Raw genomic sequence first — 20,072 nt, forward strand, 5'->3', positions numbered from 1 at the left:
AGTATTGGGGAAAAACAAGTAGTATTGGGTAAAGGAAAATAGTATTGGGGAATTAGCCTGATTTTTTGAAAGTGGTTGATGCACCCAGAATTTTAAGGCTAAGCGCCTAGGGGAAAGTTTAAAAAAGACTAGAGTTAGCAGAAGCCGATCTTTGACAAAGATTGGCTTTTTGAGTACAATTAAAACAGTTTTTTATTAAAAGATGGTAAGAAAAGAATAAAAATATCATATACTTATCGCTTTTTATAGGAGAAACTTGGAATAACGAATAAAATCTGCAAAAAAGCAGATGAATGAAGTGGTGGATAAAATGAGAAATAACTCAAACGCAACAAGTTTGGATCTAAAAGAAACACAATTGGCGATCAAGACCTTGAAGGATTATTTCCAACAAGAATTAGCCAATACCTTGAACTTAGCCAGAGTTTCAGCTCCTTTGATGGTGAGACCGGAAACCGGCTTGAATGATAATCTCTCAGGCGTAGAAACACCAGTGAATTTTACCGTGAATAAGGGTGAAATGAAGGTAGAAATTGTACAGTCTCTAGCTAAATGGAAGAGAAATGCCTTGAAAGAATATGGTTTCCATACTTACGAAGGTTTGTATACAGACATGAATGCCATAAGACCTGATGAAAGTTTAGACCCTCTTCATTCGATTTATGTTGATCAATGGGACTGGGAAAAGATCATCCAAAAAGAAGATCGTAACAAAAACTACCTCCGATTAGTTGTTAAAGAAATTTTTGAAGTTTTTAAAACGACAGAAAATTATATTAATCACGTTTATCCTTATGTCTTGACTAAAAAATTGCCAGAAGAAATTTTCTTTATCAGCAGCCAAGAATTAGAAGATCGCTACCCAGACCTTTCTCCTAAAGAGCGTGAAGATGCGATTACGAAAGAAAAGAAAGCCGTCTTCATTGAAGAAATTGGGGATGTTTTGGCTTCAGGAGATAAACATGATGACCGGAGTCCAGACTATGACGATTGGACTTTGAATGGGGACATTCTTTTTTGGAATGAGGTTTTAGGGCGAGCTTTTGAATTGTCCAGTATGGGGATCCGTGTGTCTAAAGAGTCCTTAAAGACGCAATTGGAAAAAGATGGCAAGACGGATAGAGAGAGTCTACCTTACCATCAAGATGTATTGAATGAACGCCTGCCTTTTACGATTGGTGGCGGGATTGGGCAGTCCAGATTGTGCATGTTCTTCTTGGAAAAGAGCCATATCGGGGAAGTTCAAGCCGGAATTTGGGATAAGGATACGAAGCTTGCTGCGAAAGAACAAGGCATTATATTACTCTAAAGCAAGTAGAGTCCTTAGAAAAGTAAGTAGGGGCCTGCCACAAAATTATTAATGAAAGAACCAATAGTTTATTATTCTACATAATAAATAGTAAAAAAAGCCCTTGGAACTTTTGCTCAGAGGGCTTTTTTACTTGTTGTAGCAGGGGCTGACCCTCTTGAAAATGTGAAACTTTCATGATAAAATATGTTGTCGTGAATTGCGTTTTGGCCTTTTTTTGAAAAGGCGAAGAGGCAAGCTAGAAATTGATAGAGAAAAAATTACAGTTGATCTGTACAGAAGTTAATAGAGAAGGACTTTCAGTTGAACTGTACGGAAGTTAATAGAGAAGGATTTTTAGTTAAACTGTACGGAAGCAGATAGGGAAAAAATTACAGTTGATCTGTACTGGAGTTTATAGAGAAAAAATTACAGTTGATCTGTATAGAAGTTGATAGAGAATGACTTTCGGTTGATCTGCGCTGAAGTTAATAGAGAAGGATTTTTAGTTAAACTGTACGGAAGCAGATAGAGGAAAAATTACAGTTGATCAGTACAGAAGTTAATAGAGAAAAATTGGTTGATCCAATGTCTGACAAAGGAGATGGCAAGGAAACGATGAGTTTAGGCAAACGAGAAGAACGCCACAGAAAAGGCTCTAGGTCAAAAAAATCTTTTGGCAAAAAGCTAGCCTATCTTTTTATTGGCGCTATAATCCTATTGGGTTTAAGCCTAGTATGGAAGATTTATCTAGATGTGGATCGGACGTCTAAGTCCATCTACCACCCCGTTGCCATCGATAAAAAAAGGAAAGATCAAGTGGATTTGAGCCAAGGGAAAAAGCCTTTCTCTCTTCTCTTAATGGGGATTGATACGGGTGAATTGGGTCGGACGGAAAAAGGACGGTCGGATACATTGATCGTTGCGACTGTTAATCCAAAGACAAAAACAACTAAGCTTTTATCCATTCCACGTGACACCTACACCTATATTCGATCGGTCGCTAAAAAAGACAAGATCAATCACGCTTACGCTTTTGGAGGGCCAAGCGAATCCATCAACACGGTTCAACGCCTATTGGATATCCCTATTGACTATTATGTTGCCGTGAATATGAAGGGCTTAGAGGGAATTATAGATATTGTCGGTGGGATTGAAGTGACTCCTTCCATCAGCTTTACCCAAGAAGGGCACAGCTTCACAGCCGGCCAAGCAGTGAAACTCAATGGAGAAAAGGCCTTGGCTTATGTCAGGAACCGTTACGATGACCCCCAAGGAGACTATGGTCGTCAAGCAAGGCAAAGGGAAATTATTCTAGCTTGTACGAAGAAATTAGCCTCACTCTCTAACTTGGCTAACTATCAAGAAATTTTGAATACACTAGGTTCTAACGTACAAACCAATCTTCAATTTTCTCAAATGCGCGACCTATATGGAAATTACCGCCACTCTTTGAAAAAAGTTGAGGACAGTTCCTTGAGAGGGTCTGGGCAAATGATCGATGGGGTGTATTATGAAATCATTCCAGATGAGGTCATTAAAGAAGCTTCTCAAAACTTAAAAGCACAATTGAAATAATCTGAGCGGATAAAATCGATGTATAGATGGACTACATTTCATATAGAAGAAAGGCAGATAAATTAATGGCAGAAGAAATCTCATTACTGGATTTATGGAAAATGTTGAAGAAACATCTTCGGACGATTGCGATGACCACTATTGTTTTTGGTTTCCTATCCATGGTCTATTCCTTCGTTTTAGCAACACCGATTTACCAAGCGTCAACGGATATTTTAGTCAATCGCTCGACAGAAGCAAGGGACCAAAGCGTTCTTTCTCAAGATATTAATGCGAGTTTACAGTTGATCAATACTTATTCAGATGTGATCCGGAATGATGTCGTCTTAAAACCAGTTGCAGAAGAATTAAATGCGCCTGAAACTACAGAAGAATTAAGAAACAAAGTCAAGGTAGATTCTAAAAACAATTCCCAAGTATTCTCTATCTCTGTGACAGATGAAAGCCCAGAACGTGCGGCTGAATTAGCGAATACAGTGGCGAAAGTCTTCAATAAGCAAATCAAAAAGATGATGAAAGTCGATAATGTGACCATCATTTCTAAAGCCGTTGCGCCAAAATACCCAATTTCTCCAAAGAAAGCGATCAATTTATTAGTGGCAATCGTCTTAGGGATGGCTCTTGGGGTTCTTTATGCCATGATTAAAGAATTGGCGGATAACACGGTTAAACGTGAAGAATTTATCACTGATGAATTGGGCTGGCCAGTCTTGGGGCAAGTGGCAGAGTTTTCTTCTTCAGATTTGAAGAGTAAAAATTCTGTGATCAAAACAGAGCCAATCCAAAAAGAAGACAAGAGTCAGTACGGACGTTTGCAAAGAAGTCGCCGGGATCGTGTTTAGGAGGAAATAAGATGGGCTTATGGATAAAAAAGAAAAGTAAGGCACGGGTGAAACACGGACAATCTGAAATAGTCGTTGCCAATAACCCAACGTCTATCGTAGCTGAACAATTTCGGACGATTCGAACCAACATCCAATTCTCCATGGTTGATCGCCAGCTGAAAACCTTAAATGTGACTTCAGCCGGGCCAAGTTCAGGAAAATCTGTTTTAGCAGCTAACCTTGCAGCTGCTTTTGCCAATGATGGGAAGAAAGTACTCTTGGTGGATGCGGACATGCGACGTCCAACTGTTCACAAGGTCTTACAAAAAGCTAATGGGAAGGGTTTGTCTCACCTTTTGACCGATCGCCAATTAAGTTTGAATGAAGTAATCCAATTGAGCGACATACCTAATCTATATTATCTGACCTGTGGAGTTATCCCTCCGAACCCATCTGAGTTGTTGTCTACGACACGGATGGTGGATACTATGGATCAATTGAAACAAGTCTTTGACCTCATTATTTTTGATAATCCGCCAGTTCTTTCAGTGACGGATGCTCAAATCATGTCGACACAAACGGATGGGACGATTTTTGTCATTCCTTACGGCCAAGCTCGCAAAGATGAAGTGAAGAAAGCAGCAAAACTATTAGAACAAGTGAATGCTAATGTCTTGGGTGCGGTCATGAACTTTGTGGATAAGCAGGACGATCATTACTATTATTATGGTGAAGCGAAATAAGCTGAGTCAGTTTCTGGCTCTTCTTAGTGGGATAAGAGAGTGTGAAAGGGGAGAATAGAGATGATTGATGTCCATTGTCATCTTTTGCCAGGGATTGATGATGGGGCAAAGACGATCGATATAGCACTTGAATTGGCTAAAGAAGCCGTTCAACAAGGGGTGACTCATATAGTCTGTACTCCCCACCACTTAAATCGCTCTTGGATGAACCCAAGAGCTCAAGTGGAACTCTTAGTCCATGAGTTTCAAAAAAGATTGCAACGTGAAAAAATTGATTTAACCCTATTCCCAGGCCAAGAAATCAGGATTGCTGGGGATATTCCAGAAAGGATCGATCGAGGAGATATTTGCTTTTACGATGTGTCAGAAAATTATCTCTTGATTGAGTTTCCGACACAGACAGTTCCAGAGTACACAGACCAGCTCTTTTATCAACTACAAGCTCGTGGGATAACGCCGGTCATTGCCCATCCTGAAAGAAACTACGCTATCCAAAAAGATCCAGAAATCCTCAAAGGCTTTGTTGAAAAAGGGGTTCTAGGGCAGTTAACTGCGGCTTCTCTTTTAGGGGATTTAGGGAAAGATGTCAGACGCTTTAGTTTGGACTTAATTGAAGCCCGCCTCGTGCATACATTAGGATCAGATGCTCACGATCCTCAAAAGAGGCCTTTTGTTTTAGGGGCGGCTTATAAGCAGTTAAATAAAGATTTCGGGAAAGAAGCCGTTCAATCCTTTGACCAAGTGGCCAGGAACTTGGTGAATGGAGATGCTATGTATATTCTTCATCCAGCTAGTGCTCGGCCAATGGACAAGAAAAAGAAATTATTCGGTTTTCTATAGCTTCCACAAAACAGCCCTGCTAAGGGAGTTATAGGTGGGGGCTTTGCTTGTATAGGCAGTAGCTAGCAATGCTTCTGATAGGTAAATTGAAAAACACACTGGACTTTTGCCGTTGATGGGTAAATAAGAAAATCTATGGTCTTTTGCAGCTGATAGGTAAATTGAAAAACTTTGCCCCTTTGATGCTGATGGGGGAGCATGATTTAGTACTCCTGAAATTGCTAATCGATCGTATGTTGTGACAGTAAGGGAATAAAAAACCTCAACCAAAGAGGAATAGATGAAGGGAAATATGTTGTGAAGAAGTTATTATCTAAAATTAAGTTAACCAGAAGACGCAAGCAAGCCATTATCATAATGAGTGATTTGCTAGCTGTATGCTTGAGCGCCTTAAGTTCTATTGTTCTGGTTCAAGCTTATGTCAAGACCAGTATGTTCTCCTATGCTTTTATTGCCTTAGCCTATTTTGGGGCTTACTTCTGCCTATCCGTTTGGCAGCATAACTTTTCCAGAATCGTCCGCTTCTTTAATATTAAGGATGCGCGTAATTTAATATTGGTCAACCTAAGTGCTTCAGTGGGTGCTTTTATTCTTGGTAATTTGGCTTTACGGGCTGTTTCTAATCGCTATATTTTTTTGCTGACGGTATTTTCCATTTACTTGATGGTCTTAAGTCGGATGGCTTGGAAGACCTATATCGATTGGAAAAACCATGTGGATGAACGCCACCATCCTGATGCGCCACGTTTACTCCTAGTGGGAGCAGGGGAAGGCGCTAATATCTTTATTGAGAACTTTTCTAAACATCCTGACCGCTTCTCTATTATCGGCTTAGTTGATGATGACCCCAATAAGCAGTCGACCTACCTGAGAGGAATTCCCGTATTAGGAACTTTGGATGAAATTCCAAGGATTATACAGGAACGCCATATTGAATGTATCACAATAACAGCACCATCCTTAGATTCAGAAAAAGTGGAAGCTGTTCTTCGCTCAGGTATTGATCGGAATGTGACGGTCAACCAAATGCCAGCTGCTGAACGTGTCCTTTCAGGCGAATATAAAATGCAAATGAAAGAAATCGACATCGCTGATTTATTAGGGCGAAAAGAAATAAAATTAGATGACCAACCTGTTTTGAATGCTCTAGGTGGTAAGGTCATTATGGTCACAGGTGGCGGGGGATCGATTGGATCTGAAATCTGTCGGCAAGTCTTGAAGTTCGGACCAGCCAAACTTTACTTTGTCGGACATGGTGAAAACTCTATCTATCAATTAGATCAAGAATTTAGACAAATGAACCTCTCTCATGTCCAAGCCATTCCAGTGATTGCGGATATTCAAGATAAAGAGCACATGGTGGAAATCATGGAACTCTACAAGCCTGATATCGTCTACCATGCAGCAGCGCATAAGCATGTGCCGATGATGGAATACAACCCAACTGAAGCCATTCGTAACAATGTGTATGGGACTTATAATGTTGCTTACGCTGCTTCTAAAGCAGGGGTGGAACGCTTTGTCATGATCTCGACCGATAAGGCTAATAACCCACCAAATATTATGGGCGCTACTAAGCGGATCGCCGAAATGATTGTGACTGGCATGGATAAGGAAAGCAAGACGACTTTCTCAGCCGTCCGATTCGGGAATGTTCTGGGGTCAAGAGGGTCTGTCATTCCTCTATTCAAAAAGCAAATCGCTGCGGGTGGTCCCGTTACCGTGACCCATCCGGACATGCGTCGCTACTTCATGACTATCCCAGAAGCTAGTCGTCTCGTTATCCAAGCTTCGGCTTTAGCTGAAGGGGGCGAACTCTTCATCCTCAATATGGGTAAAGAAGTTTATATCAAAGACTTGGCCCGCAAGATGATCACCCTGTCCGGCTACCGTGAAGACGAAATTCCAATTGTCTACTCCGGCATCCGCCCAGGCGAGAAGCTCTACGAGACCCTGATCATGGATGACGAAATTACTGACAAGAAGGTCGATGACAATATCTTTGTCGGCAAGGTCAAAAACAAGAGCCTTAAAGAAATCAAAGACTTCGTGGAGGGGTTGGACCTATCGGGGAAAGACCAACGCTTGACGGAGAAAGTGACAGGGTTTGTGCATCGGGATTCAAATGAAGATGTATTAAAGAAATAGAAAGAAGGGGACTTCAGTGTATCTAAAGATTAAGCGTGTGATAGACTTCATCTTGGCTTTAACGGCTCTGATATTATTGAGCCCTCTTTTTTTGATAGTAGCCCTATGGATCAAAAGTGACTCGCCAGGTCCGGTCTTTTTCAAGCAGAAGCGAATTGGCATCCATCGCAGCAACTTTTATATCTATAAATTCCGGTCGATGCGCACCGATACTCCCAAAGATATGCCCACCCATATGCTGGATGCGGCTGACAGCTTTATCACCAAGTCGGGTCACTTCTTAAGAAAAACCAGTCTGGATGAACTACCTCAGTTGATCAACATCATTAAAGGCGAGATGGCCATTATCGGACCAAGACCTGCCTTGTGGAACCAGTACGACCTAGCAGATGAACGGGACAAATACGGTGCTAACGAGGTCTTACCTGGCTTAACCGGCTGGGCGCAAATTAACGGCCGCGATGAATTACCCATTCCAGTAAAGGCGCGCTTAGATGGCCAATACATTGAAAAACTAGGCTTAAAAATGGATCTGAAATGCTTCTTTGGCACGATCATTAGTGTTCTAAAAGGTGATGGGGTAGTTGAAGGTGGCACTGGAGCGATTGAGAAGGCTCAGCGAGAATTGAAGGTGAAGTAACGATGAAGAAGATTTTAATCACTGGCAAAGATTCTTACTTAGGTGACCGCTTTGTTGCATGGATGAGTCAATGGCCCGACCAATACCAAACACAGTGTGTCTCATTAAAGGATTCCGATTGGCAAAATCAGGATTGGTCTGACTTTGATGCGGTTCTTCATGTGGCTGGCATTGCCCATAATTCGTCCGATCCTAAGCTAAAAGACCTGTATTACCAAGTTAACCGGGACTTAACCATTGATACAGCCAAGAAAGCCAAAGCAGATAGCGTGAAGCAATTCATCTATCTGTCCAGTATGATTGTTTTCGGAAGCAAACACGAGTGTATCACGCCAGACACAAAGCCAGATCCCGATAACTTCTATGGCGATAGCAAGTTACAAGGGGAGTTAGGCATCTTGCCTTTGCAAGATGAGAACTTCAAGATCGCTATCGTTAGACCGCCGATGGTTTATGGGCCAGGATGTAAGGGAAACTTTCCTAAGTTGGTTAAGCTAGCTAAGATCACACCGATCTTTCCAGATTATGATAATAAGCGCAGTATGATTTATGTGGATAATTTGATGATTGTTCTCCAAGAGATTGTCGATCAAGAAAGAGAAGGCTATATCCATCCGCAAAATTCGGACTATGTAAAAACGAGTGAGCTGGTCAAAATGATTGCTGAAATAGCCGACCATAAGCTTATTTTGACGAGCTTATTCAATCCGCTTATTAGGTTACTGGCTAACACAAGAATCATAAAGAAGGTTTTTGGGAATTTGTATTATGCTGAATCTCTAGCAAATGATACTCTACTTAATTTTAAAGAGACCATTAGCCGTTCAATAGAAGAGGACAGTCAATATGGTTAAGCGGATTCTCATTATTAGTCAGTATTTTTATCCGGAAGACTTTAGAATTAATGACATGGCTCACGACTTATTAGAACGTGGCTATGATGTAACGGTTCTAACAGGGATACCTAATTATCCTGAAGGAAAGTTTTTCAACGGTTATCATTTTAAATTTCAAAAAGAAAACTGGCAGGGCATCAAAATTATTCGCTTGCCTATCATTCCAAGAGGTTCCTCATCGGTTCAACTTGTCCTGAATTATCTATCATTTGTTATTTCCGGTCTTATTTTTATAGTGACAACAAAACCAAAATTTGATTTGATCTTTACCTATGAGGTTAGTCCGATGACTCAAGCCTTATTAGGTCCTTGGCTTGCCAAAAGAATTGGCTGCCCTTCTATTTTATATGTCTTAGATCTTTGGCCAGAAAATATTCAAGTGGCGGCAGGAATTAACAATTCATTAATTTTGCGTTCCATTCGCCGAATGGTTAACTATATTTATCAAAAAACTGATTTGATTCTAGCTTCTTCCAAAAGCTTCGTAAATGAAATTAAAAGCTATCAAATCAATCCTGATAAAGTCACCTATTGGCCACAGTACGGTGAAGAAATCTATCATCCTATTGAAAAAAAGAGAGAAGATTTTAATTGGATTCACCACCATGATCAATTTGTGATTGGATTCACCGGCAATATAGGTAATGCTCAGGGATTACAAATTCTTCCACGAGTAGCCAAATTACTACAAGAAGAAGACCTACCAGTCCTATTTCTAATCGTTGGGGATGGCCGATTTAAAGATGACCTCGTTAAAGAGATTAAACAAAAGAATGTTCAATCGTATTTTCAATTTATCGATCGTCAACCTTCTAATGTTATTTCTGATATTTTAGCTGAAGTTGATGTAGCCTTTTTAAGTTTTGATGACAATCCAATCTATGAAAAGACGATACCAGCCAAGCTTCAAACCTATATTGCTTGTGCTAAACCAGTCCTAGTAAGTGCAAAGGGCGAAGTTGAGCGAATTATTAAGGAAGCCAAAGCAGGCTTAACCTGTCCTGCAGGCGATGAGCGAGCCTTGTTGTCTTGTATTAAATACTTCATGAATATGGATCCTGAACAGTTAAAAGCTATGGGAAAGAATGCTAGAAACTACTTTGAAGCGAACTTTTCTAAGACTAAATTGATGGATCAGCTTGATCAATTATTCCAAAAGGAGTGTAAATGATGTCAATTTTCAAAGATAAAACTTTATTAATCACCGGTGGAACGGGTTCCTTTGGTAATGCCGTTTTAGAAGGTTTTTTACATACTGATTTAAAAGAAATCCGTATCTTCTCACGAGATGAATTAAAGCAGGATAACATGCGTCATAAATACCAACGAATCGCTCCTGAATTATCGGATAAATTAAAATTCTATATTGGGGATGTTCGGGATATTGATAGCATTCGACCAGCAGTTCGTGATGTAGATTATATCTTTCATGCGGCAGCTTTGAAGCAGGTTCCATCTTGCGAATTTTTCCCAATTGAAGCGGTAAAAACGAATGTTATCGGAACCGAAAACTTATTAACTGCTGCGATTGATGCGGGAGTTAAGAAAGTCATTTGCTTATCAACGGATAAAGCAGCCTATCCAATCAATGCCATGGGAATCTCTAAAGCCTTAATGGAAAAAGTGATTGTCGCCAAATCACGGACAGTCGATCCTTCTAAGACAAGCATCTGTTGTACCCGTTATGGGAATGTCTTGGCTTCAAGAGGTTCAGTCGTACCTTTATTTATTGAACAAATGAAGAAAGGTAAGCCATTAACTGTTACCGAACCTAAAATGACCCGCTTTATCATGACTCTAGCAGAAGCCGTTGACCTTGTTTTATATGCTTTTGAGCATGCAGAGTCCGGTGATATTATGGTTCAAAAGGCGCCTGCTTCAACGATCGGTGACTTAATGGAGGCCACTCGTCAGCTCTTTGACCCAGAAGCAGAAGACATGGTCATTGGTATTCGCCACGGTGAAAAAATGTACGAGACTTTATTAACCAATGAAGAATGTGCTAAAGCCATTGATTTAGGCAACTTCTACCGAGTACCGGCAGATAATCGTGATCTGAACTATGATAAATACTTCAAAGAAGGCGATGAAGAGCGCAATGTCTTGGAAGAATTCAACTCCAACAATACAAAATTGATGACCGTAGAACAAGTTAAAGAAAAATTATTAACCGTTCCTTTAGTTCAAGAAGAAATTAAGATATGGAAGGAAGAACATTAATGAAAGTTTTAGTCACAGGTGCTCAAGGCTTTATTGGTAAGAATCTTTGTGCAAGCTTAAATTATGAAGAAGCTATTGAAATTCTTCCTTATACAGAAGATTCAAGCTTTGAAGACTTAAAGACCTACACGGCTGAAGCTGATTTTGTCTTCCACCTAGCAGGGGTCAATCGACCAAAAGAAGAAAAAGAGTTCACAGAGGGGAATCGAGATCTCACTCAACAAGTCTTGGACTTATTAGTGGAACAAAATAACCTTGTGCCAGTTCTCATTACTTCTTCTAGTCAAGCCAAGTTAGACAATCCTTATGGTAAGAGTAAGAAGGCGGCTGAAGAGTTAGTCTTTCAATATGGTAACGATCACCATGTGCCAGTCTACGTATACCGCCTGTCGAATGTCTTTGGTAAGTGGTCACGGCCGAACTACAATACGGTAGTAGCAACTTTCTGCCATAACATTGCTCGGAATCAGGCGATTACGGTCAATGATCCCAAAGTCACTTTAGACTTGATCTACATTGATGATCTGGTAGAAGAATTTATGCGGGCTTTGAATGGTAAGCCAACAAAAGAAGGGGACTTTTGTAAGGTGCCAGTCTCTTATCCTGTCACACTGGGACAAATTGCTGAGCTGCTTTATAGCTTTAAGGAATCTAGAAACAACCGAATCTTACCGAATTTTGCTGATGAGTTCACTAATAAGCTCTATGCGACCTATCTTAGCTTTTTAGATGAGCAGGACTTTTCTTATCCTTTAATCATGCATGAAGATCAACGAGGTTCTTTTACTGAATTCGTCAAGTCGCCTTATGGAGGGCAGGTGTCAGTGAATGTCTCTAAGCCCGGTATTACCAAGGGGGACCATTGGCATCACACTAAGAATGAAAAATTCCTTGTCGTATCAGGGGAAGGTGCCATTCGTTTTAGAAAACTTGATTCCGATAAGATTATTGAGTATAAGGTCTCAGGAAGAAAGATGGAAGTGGTGGATATTCCTACTGGGTATACGCACTCTATTGTCAATTTAAGTGACACTGAGGACTTGGTCACTGTAATGTGGGTTAATGAAATGTATGATCCGAACCGTCCTGATACGTATCCATTGGAGGTAGAATAGTGAAACAATTAAAGGTGATGACGGTCGTTGGAACCCGTCCAGAAATTATTCGACTATCGGCTGTGATTCAAAAACTTGAAGAATCACCAGCCATTCAGCATATCTTAGTCCATACTGGACAAAACTATGACTATGAATTAAACGAAGTCTTCTTTGAAGATTTTGGTCTGAGAAAGCCAGATTACTTCTTAAATGCAGCTGGCGAAACGCCAATGGCTACTGTGGGTCAAATTCTGGCTAATATTGATCCCATCTTAGCCGAAGAAGCACCTGATGCCTTCTTAGTTTTAGGCGATACCAACTCTTGCCTTTGTGCCATCGCAGCTAAGCGTCATCATATTCCAATTTTCCATATGGAAGCAGGGAACCGTTGCTTTGACCAACGGGTGCCGGAAGAAACCAACCGTAAGATTGTGGATCATATCTCAGATATCAATCTCACTTATTCAGACATTGCCAGAGAATATCTATTAGCTGAAGGGTTAAAAGCAGACCGCATTATTAAAACTGGGAGCCCTATGTATGAAGTCTTGCATAAAAAGCTAGAAACGATTAAAGCTGCAGACAGCTATCAGAAATTAGGCTTAGAAAAGGGTCAATACTTCGTCGTTTCTGCTCACCGGGATGAAAATATCTCATCGGAAAAGAACTTCTTTGGCTTAGTAGAATCACTCAACGCAGTCGCTGAAAGATATCAATTGCCATTGATCGTATCGACCCATCCAAGAACGCGTAAAATGATTGAAGCAAAGGGCGTGAAGTTCAATCCTTTAATTCAATTGATGAAACCAATGGGCTTTACAGACTATAATAACCTGCAGTTGAATTCTAAGGCCGTCTTAAGTGATTCTGGAACTATCTCTGAAGAAGCTTCAATTATGGGCTTTAAAGCTTTGAACTTAAGAGAAGCTCATGAAAGACCAGAGGCGATGGAAGAAGCAGCCGTTATGATGGTAGGACTTAATAAAGAGCGAATTCTTCAAGGATTGGAGATCTTAGAAGATCAAAAAGAAGACACTTTAAGAGAAGTGACTGATTACTCAATGCCGAACGTCTCGGATAAGGTGTTGAGGATTATTGTAAGTTATACGGATTATGTGAATCGGGTTGTGTGGAGTGAATAATGGTTAAAGTATTATTAGATGTGCCTGCTGATAGCGGTGGAGCAGCTACAATATTAAATGAGTATTATGATAAGATAGTTGAGACTAATGAACAATGGATAATTATTCTAGGAAGATATAGTTTGCCAAAAACTGAGAATGTAAAAGTTTTAAATTTCCCTTGGGTTAAGAAATCTTGGTTTCATAGATTATTCTTTGATTATTTAGTCTTACCAAGACTAATTAGAAAAATTAATCCTGAGTTGATTTTTTCACTACAAAATACACTGGTTCCTTTTGTAAAAAACAGGCAAGAATTATATGTGCACCAACCATTACCATATACTTCAATTAAGTTTAATATTTTGTCTGATTTTAAGTTATGGACTTATCAGAATGTTATCAAGATTTTCATTAATCGCTCAGCAAAGAGGGCGAACAAGATTTTCTTACAGACTCAGTGGATGAAGAGAGAATTAGTAAAACAAACCGGGATTGAATCTGATAAAGTGCAGATTATTCAACCTAATGTTCAATTTCATTCACATAACACATATAAATATGATAAGGGTAAACTTAAGTTTTTTTACCCCGCCTCCCCCTTAAAATACAAAAATCATAAATTAATTATTGAAGCGATTAATCTTTTAGATAACAAATCTCGAAGTAAGATCGAAATCTATTTTACCTTATCAGGAAATGAAAATACGTTATCTCATAGCTTAAAGGAAATTGTTGAAGAAAAAGACTTGCCAGTTTTTTTTATTGGGTATCTAGACAAAGCTGAAATGGAAGCCTTTTATGAGAGTTCATGCTTATTATTTCCTTCATATGTAGAAACTTATGGATTACCATTACTCGAAGCTAAATTGAAAAAATCACCAATTTTAGCGAGTGATACAGAGTTTTCAAGAGAAATTTTAGAAGATTATGCAGAAAAGAAATTTTTTGATTATAATTCTAGTCAAGATCTTGCCTCCAAAATGAAAGAAATTATAAAATAGAGGTGTTACTTTGAATTTACTTTTTCTTGGTTCTATTTATAAAAATTCAGATGAGAATAAACTTATAGAAGAAAATCCTGGAGGCATTGGAATTGCTTCAAATACGCTACAAGTAAATCTTTTGAATGCTTTAAATCTTTATGACGTTAATACCGAGGTGATTTCTTCGCTACCAGTTGGGAACTTTCCTAATTTAAGCAGATCGTTTCTTTATAATAAAAAGAAATATCTTTTGTTTGATAAGATCCCTGTTAATCAATTATTAACTGTTAATACTTATTTGATAAAGCATTTTATCAGAGAAAAAGTTGCCAAGAAGATAGTAAAAAATTGGATTAGAAAAAATTCCAAAGACTCTGTTATAATGATTTACGATCTCTATATGCCATACTTAAATTTAATTCCTTTTATAAAGGAGTGCAATCCAAATATTCCGATTGTTATATTTATACCTGATTTAATCGGCAAACTAAGAAATGATACTGGTAACTCTAAGTTGATTAACTTATTTTTAAAGTCAAGAGAAAATAAATGTCTTGATCTTGTCAACTTTGCAGACGCATATATTTTTGTTAGCGATCTTATGAAGGAGCAAGTTAATGTTTCAGTAAAGCCATATATAACGATTCATGGCATTGTTAATGACCAACTACAACAAAAAGAAATTGGGAATATAAAAAATAAACTCATTTTTTTATATTCCGGTCTGCTTAGTAAGCAATATAATGTTGATAAGTTAGTTGATTATTTTATCCATGATAATTCAAATACAAATGAACTTTGGATTTGCGGTAGTGGAGAACTTAGTGATTATATTAAGTACACTGCTGTAAATAATCCAAATATAAGGTACTTTGGGCTAGTTTCCAAAAAACAAGCTAATGACTTGGAATTAATGGCTGATGTTTGTGTTAACCCCAGACCTAATAGGGGTATATATACGAGATACTCTTTTCCTTCAAAAAATTTAGAGTACTTAAATAAAGGAAAGTCAGTTATTTGCTATAAGCTCCCGCCATTTAAGGATACATTTGATAATTGTTTCAGTTATATAACTAATGAAATGAGCTTAGAGAATTGGATTGATTATAACGCTAAAATTTCTACGGAAGAATTACATAATATTGGATCATCTAATCGATCTTTTGTTCAAAAGACATTTGGCATAGATTCTCAAGGAAATCGTATCTTAGCTTTTTTAAATAATTTAATTTACTAAATAGAAGGAGCAAAAAATGAATTTGAGAAAATCAATTTTCTGTCTTTTCTTTATAATTTTAGACTTTTTATTTGCTATTATCGCATTCAATTTTTTTCAAGAAAAAATATTTACTTTTTTGGTATTATATACTACTTTATCTATGTCTGTTTTTTTTATATTTTTGTTTAAAAATTTATCAGAAAATATTTTCTTGATTTTATTTTTATTTTCGTTTAGTATTTTTTTCTTGATCAATCCTTATATAAGTATTATTGACAGTGAAGATATCATTTTAAATATTGGATTTAGTAACGCCATGGGCGTTATATTACTTGCAATTAGTGGAATTAAACTCGGTGTATTTTTTAATCAAATGTTTAATACAACTAAAAACAGCTCTCCAAATTTCTACAGTAAAAATTTAGTTTACTACAGGAAATCTGCTTTAGTATTATTTTTACTAACACTCCCGTTTTTTATTTATAATCAGTTTCAAGTGAGGCAAGTAATGCTAAACTATGGTTACGCTGAAATTTATAAGACTGGAAAAATAGATGTTATCTTTAGAATTAGCCAATTTACAATTTCATTTTATTATTTATTTCTTTCTTGCTTCCCAACAAAAAAAGAATTCATTAATTCTTTGATTTTATTTTTGCCAGTTGTTTCTTTGACATTGATAACTGGAGAACGGTCACAAATTGTATTGCATTCTTTGGTTTTATTTTCATACTATGTTATAAGAAATGCTATAAAAGGATATCATTTAAAAATAAGTTTTAGATTGATTTTTACTATAGTTTTTATAATTATATTATCTTCAAATATTTTAATGCTAATTAGTAATTTAAGAATTGGTCATACTGATAATTCAAATATATCTTTTTTTCAATTTTTAAAACAGCAGTCATCTACTTTCGAATTATTGGCAGATGGTATAGTTAAGCAAGACAGTTTAAAACGGATGAGCAATTTATTTTCAATCCAAGCCGTTTTAAATGGTGTAGAGGCTATAAGAACACCTTTAAAATTTTTTCTACCATCAATTTATAACGATGTATTTTCTCATAATCTTGGTAGTGTCTACACTTATTTAAGGGATCCAGTTTACTTTTATTTAGGAGGAAGTTTTGGTACAACCTACTTATTAGAACTATTTTTAGATGGTGGTTGGCTTATTGTTATACTAGTGAATGTAATTATTGGATACTCTTTAAAGATACGTAATTTAGAAGTTTTTAAAAATTGGATTATATTATACTTTACTCTTATTTCGCTAAGATCTATATATTTTATGCCAAGAGAGTCTCTTTTAAACTTTATGAATCAATTTATATCAGTTACAAATATAAGTTCGCTATTTATAATTTTATTAATTGGACAAACACTTTCAAGTATGAAGAGGTAGTAAGATGAAAATTTCAATGCTTTTTAACATTATTCCGGAGTATCCAGCTAATGAATTAAATATTAAAGCTTCGCCAATGGGCGGCTGGTTAATGTCTATGGCTAAAGAAATTAAAAGATTGACCGATTTCGATATCCATATTGTATGTCCCTTGGCTCACGGTAAAAATATAATGACATTTAATGATGAAGAATTTAGTTATGTTCTAATTCCAGAAAAAAATAATAAGGATTATTGGAAACAATATTTAGGATCTTATAGCCCAGAGATAATTCATATCAATGGTACAGAATTATCTTTTGCTGATCCAATTTTTGAAATTTCTTGTAATTCAAAAATAGTTACATCTATTCAAGGTATTATCACTGAATATGAAAAGTATTATTATGGTGGTTTAACATTTAAAGAAATTTTAAATAATATCACTTTTAAGGATATTATAAGGCGATCAACTATTTTTCATCGAAAAAAATTATTTAAGAAGCAAATTTCATCTGAATTATATAAGTTAATGCATTCGGATATCATAATTGGTAGAACAGAATGGGACTATGCCTTTGTTGAATCTATTGGACTAGAAAATAAATATAGAGAATGCAATGAAAATTTAAGGAATATTTTTTATTCTAATAATAAGTGGGACATTAATCAAACGATCTCAAATTCAATTTTCTGTAGTCAGGGTGCCGTTTCATATAAGGGAATACATTTTTTATTAAAGGCACTTCCTATTTTAAAGGAAAATTTTCCAAATATTAAAGTTCAAATAGCGGGACACAATGTTATTAAAGACGATACATTAAAGGATAGAATTATGATGTCTGGATATGGAAACTTTGTTCGAAAGTTAATAAAGCATAACAATTTAGAAAATAATGTTGTCTATTTAGGATTATTATCTGCAGAAGAGATGCATGAGAAGTTAATAAAATCGAGAGTTTTTGTTCAAACATCTGCTATTGAAAATAGTCCTAATTCTTTAGGCGAAGCAATGTTAACGGGTGTACCTATTGTTGCTTCTTATGTAGGTGGGACTTCTAAATATATTAAGCATGGAGAAAATGGATTTTTGTATGATTATAAAGACTATGTAATGCTTTCTCACTATTTAAAAATTATGATGACTGATAGTGATCTTTCTTTATCATTTAGCAAGTCGGGATTATTATTAAGTCAAAACTTTTATAATAGAGAGAAAAATACCAGAACATTAATCGATATTTATGAGAATTTAATGGGTATGTGAAAAAATGAAAACATTAAAAAATATTATTAAAGTGGCAATTTCAAATTTCTTAAACTTTGGAAGCAGTTTAATAGTAGGTTTTATACTACCAACTATTTTATCTGTTTCAGAGTATGGATATTTTAGGCAATTTAATTTATATTTGACTTTCCTGTTTATCCTAAATTTAGGATTTAATGATGGGGTTTATATTAAATACGGAGGCCAAAATATAGATAGTATTGATAAAACAAAGGTGATTAGTGAACATGAATTTATAGTTATTTATCATCTGTTAATAGCATTAGTATTAGCTTTGGTCTCCCTAAAATTTAGCAATATTTTTTTAAGCTCCATTTTCATAATATCTTTCTTTTACTTGGTAATTGGATATCATCAAAATCTTTTACAAGCTTTAGGTGAGTTTAATCTTTTCTCGGTTGTCAGCATATTTCGAACGGTCACCTACTTTGGATTACTAGTTATCTGCCTCATTCTACCCGGTAATGGAAGTTATTATAGATATATCTTAGCATTAATAATTAGTTATATTCTGCAGTTCGCGGCCTTCGAATTTATTTTTTTTAAGAAACTAGGAACTCGCTCTATTAAAAAAAATAATCGTAGTCGTATTAGCTCTTTGTTCCATATTGGATTCTTTATTTTAATTGGTAATATGGCTAGTAGTTTTATAGGTTCAGTTGGAAACTGGTCAGTAAATCTATTTATGTCAATTGAGAACTTTGCTAGATATAATTTTCAAAATTCTTTGCTGAATATTTTTCTATTGATTATTAACTCTATTGGACTAGTATTTTATAATGTTGTCATTAATAAAGGCTCTCCGAATTTTTTAATTCGGGCTAAGAACATGTGCTTTATTATTGGGGCTCTATGTTGCTTAGGTTACTTTCCATTAGCTTGGATTGTAATAACCTTTATAGATAAGTATTCTTCGACTTTGCCAATATTAAAAGCTATCTTAATTTCGTTGCCCGTGCTTATTACTATAAATATTTTGACGAATAATTTATATAAAGCAAAAAAAATGCAAAAACAGTATTTCAAAGATTCAATTATTATTGCTCTTATAGCAAGTGCAATAGTCTTTTCTATTAATTATTTTACTAAGTCTTTAATTTTGACTGCTTATTCTACTACTGTAGTCTATTTTGGATGGTATTTTTTTCTTTCAGTATACAGATTTAAATTCTTAGAAATAACGAAGAATGAGCTCTTTGGTACTCTAACTTTTTTAATTTCCTTTTATATATCTACATTTTTAGATGATTTAATCTTAGGTTTTTTTTGCTATCTCGTTTATTGTATAGTTTTAATTAGATTTAATTGGAAAAATATAAAATCTTTTTTATCATTTCTATAATTTTTTAATTTGATGAATATGATTATTTAGAGATTCGCCTCGTTGCCCCAATTTGAGCCATCGAAACCGGTTGGATACGTCGCAATTAATAATACCACCTAAATCGGCCGTGCTGAACCACTTCATGTGGTTCTTTTTTATTATCTAAATGGTATAAATAAGGCGTGAGAAGTATTCACAATATATTTAGCAGGTGGCATATTTGCCAAACTATATCGAAATGATTCGCCTACATGAAGATGAGTGATTATTACAAGCGATTGTGAGCCACTGTTCCACGAGATTTGAGCCACTGTTCCACAGGAACTGAGCCACCTCTTTTAATTGTTACCGGAGCAGGGCTCCAAGTCATTACGTGTTAAGCGGCAATTCGCTCACAATTAAAAGCCTTAACTGTATTTGGTAAACTAAAAATCAGCCAAGTGGCAATTAAAAATCCAGCCGCTTGACCAACA

The 20,072-nt window shown here is 36.4% G+C and carries 17 protein-coding genes; all 17 read left to right on the forward strand.

Going from position 1 to position 20,072, the window contains the following annotated elements:
• Positions 1-310 precede the first annotated feature (310 nt).
• The 17 genes from asnA to D3H64_RS02755 all read left to right on the forward strand — a co-directional run bounded on the left by asnA (position 311) and on the right by D3H64_RS02755 (position 19,617).
• On the forward strand, positions 311-1,309 hold the full coding sequence (asnA, locus tag D3H64_RS02675) for an aspartate--ammonia ligase (RefSeq protein ID WP_121564553.1): 999 nt from the start codon (positions 311-313) through the stop codon (positions 1,307-1,309).
• Positions 1,310-1,834: 525 nt separating this feature from the next.
• The gene (locus D3H64_RS02680; protein WP_233554867.1) at positions 1,835-2,866 is read left to right on the forward strand and encodes an LCP family protein; all 1,032 of its coding nucleotides are present in this window, start codon (positions 1,835-1,837) and stop codon (positions 2,864-2,866) included.
• A gap of 65 nt (positions 2,867-2,931) precedes the next feature.
• Positions 2,932-3,708 carry a YveK family protein gene (locus D3H64_RS02685; protein ID WP_158589201.1) on the forward strand — a complete coding sequence of 259 codons (777 nt, stop codon included), beginning with the start codon at positions 2,932-2,934 and terminating at the stop codon, positions 3,706-3,708.
• Between the two features lie 11 nt (positions 3,709-3,719).
• Positions 3,720-4,433 (forward strand): CpsD/CapB family tyrosine-protein kinase, encoded by a 714-nt coding sequence (locus D3H64_RS02690; protein WP_121564557.1) that lies wholly within the window; start codon positions 3,720-3,722, stop codon positions 4,431-4,433.
• Between the two features lie 60 nt (positions 4,434-4,493).
• Positions 4,494-5,273, forward strand: a complete 780-nt coding sequence (locus D3H64_RS02695) for a tyrosine-protein phosphatase (RefSeq protein ID WP_121564559.1) — start codon at positions 4,494-4,496, stop codon at positions 5,271-5,273.
• Between the two features lie 357 nt (positions 5,274-5,630).
• Positions 5,631-7,421 (forward strand): polysaccharide biosynthesis protein, encoded by a 1,791-nt coding sequence (locus D3H64_RS02700; protein WP_370448443.1) that lies wholly within the window; start codon positions 5,631-5,633, stop codon positions 7,419-7,421.
• A gap of 16 nt (positions 7,422-7,437) precedes the next feature.
• A complete protein-coding gene (locus D3H64_RS02705) occupies positions 7,438-8,061 on the forward strand; it encodes a sugar transferase (protein WP_121564563.1) in 624 nt (207 codons plus the stop codon).
• A 2-nt stretch (positions 8,062-8,063) separates the two neighbouring features.
• Positions 8,064-8,915, forward strand: a complete 852-nt coding sequence (locus tag D3H64_RS02710; RefSeq protein WP_121564565.1) for an NAD-dependent epimerase/dehydratase family protein — start codon at positions 8,064-8,066, stop codon at positions 8,913-8,915.
• The gene (locus D3H64_RS02715; protein WP_121564567.1) at positions 8,908-10,128 is read left to right on the forward strand and encodes a glycosyltransferase family 4 protein; all 1,221 of its coding nucleotides are present in this window, start codon (positions 8,908-8,910) and stop codon (positions 10,126-10,128) included. The genes D3H64_RS02710 and D3H64_RS02715 overlap by 8 nt, the downstream gene beginning before the upstream one ends.
• The gene (locus D3H64_RS02720) at positions 10,128-11,177 is read left to right on the forward strand and encodes a polysaccharide biosynthesis protein (RefSeq protein WP_121564569.1); all 1,050 of its coding nucleotides are present in this window, start codon (positions 10,128-10,130) and stop codon (positions 11,175-11,177) included. The genes D3H64_RS02715 and D3H64_RS02720 overlap by 1 nt, the downstream gene beginning before the upstream one ends.
• Positions 11,177-12,292, forward strand: coding sequence for an NAD-dependent epimerase/dehydratase family protein (locus tag D3H64_RS02725; protein ID WP_121564571.1), 1,116 nt, complete (start codon positions 11,177-11,179; stop codon positions 12,290-12,292). The genes D3H64_RS02720 and D3H64_RS02725 overlap by 1 nt, the downstream gene beginning before the upstream one ends.
• The gene (gene wecB / locus D3H64_RS02730; RefSeq protein WP_121564574.1) at positions 12,292-13,416 is read left to right on the forward strand and encodes a non-hydrolyzing UDP-N-acetylglucosamine 2-epimerase; all 1,125 of its coding nucleotides are present in this window, start codon (positions 12,292-12,294) and stop codon (positions 13,414-13,416) included. The genes D3H64_RS02725 and wecB overlap by 1 nt, the downstream gene beginning before the upstream one ends.
• Positions 13,416-14,399 (forward strand): glycosyltransferase, encoded by a 984-nt coding sequence (locus tag D3H64_RS02735; protein ID WP_121564576.1) that lies wholly within the window; start codon positions 13,416-13,418, stop codon positions 14,397-14,399. Before wecB ends, D3H64_RS02735 begins: the two co-directional genes overlap by 1 nt.
• A 10-nt stretch (positions 14,400-14,409) precedes the next feature.
• Positions 14,410-15,618, forward strand: a complete 1,209-nt coding sequence (locus tag D3H64_RS02740; RefSeq protein ID WP_121564577.1) for a glycosyltransferase — start codon at positions 14,410-14,412, stop codon at positions 15,616-15,618.
• A 16-nt stretch (positions 15,619-15,634) separates the two neighbouring features.
• Positions 15,635-17,008 (forward strand): O-antigen polysaccharide polymerase Wzy, encoded by a 1,374-nt coding sequence (wzy, locus tag D3H64_RS02745; protein ID WP_121564579.1) that lies wholly within the window; start codon positions 15,635-15,637, stop codon positions 17,006-17,008.
• A gap of 4 nt (positions 17,009-17,012) precedes the next feature.
• Entirely contained in the window at positions 17,013-18,254 is a 1,242-nt protein-coding gene (locus D3H64_RS02750; protein WP_121564581.1) for a glycosyltransferase family 4 protein, read from the forward strand.
• A gap of 4 nt (positions 18,255-18,258) precedes the next feature.
• Positions 18,259-19,617, forward strand: a complete 1,359-nt coding sequence (locus tag D3H64_RS02755) for an oligosaccharide flippase family protein (protein WP_121564583.1) — start codon at positions 18,259-18,261, stop codon at positions 19,615-19,617.
• The last annotated feature ends 455 nt before the right edge of the window (positions 19,618-20,072 follow it).

Origin of the sequence: Atopobacter sp. AH10 (assembly GCF_003664595.1) — a bacterium.
GTDB lineage: Bacteria > Bacillota > Bacilli > Lactobacillales > Aerococcaceae > Atopobacter.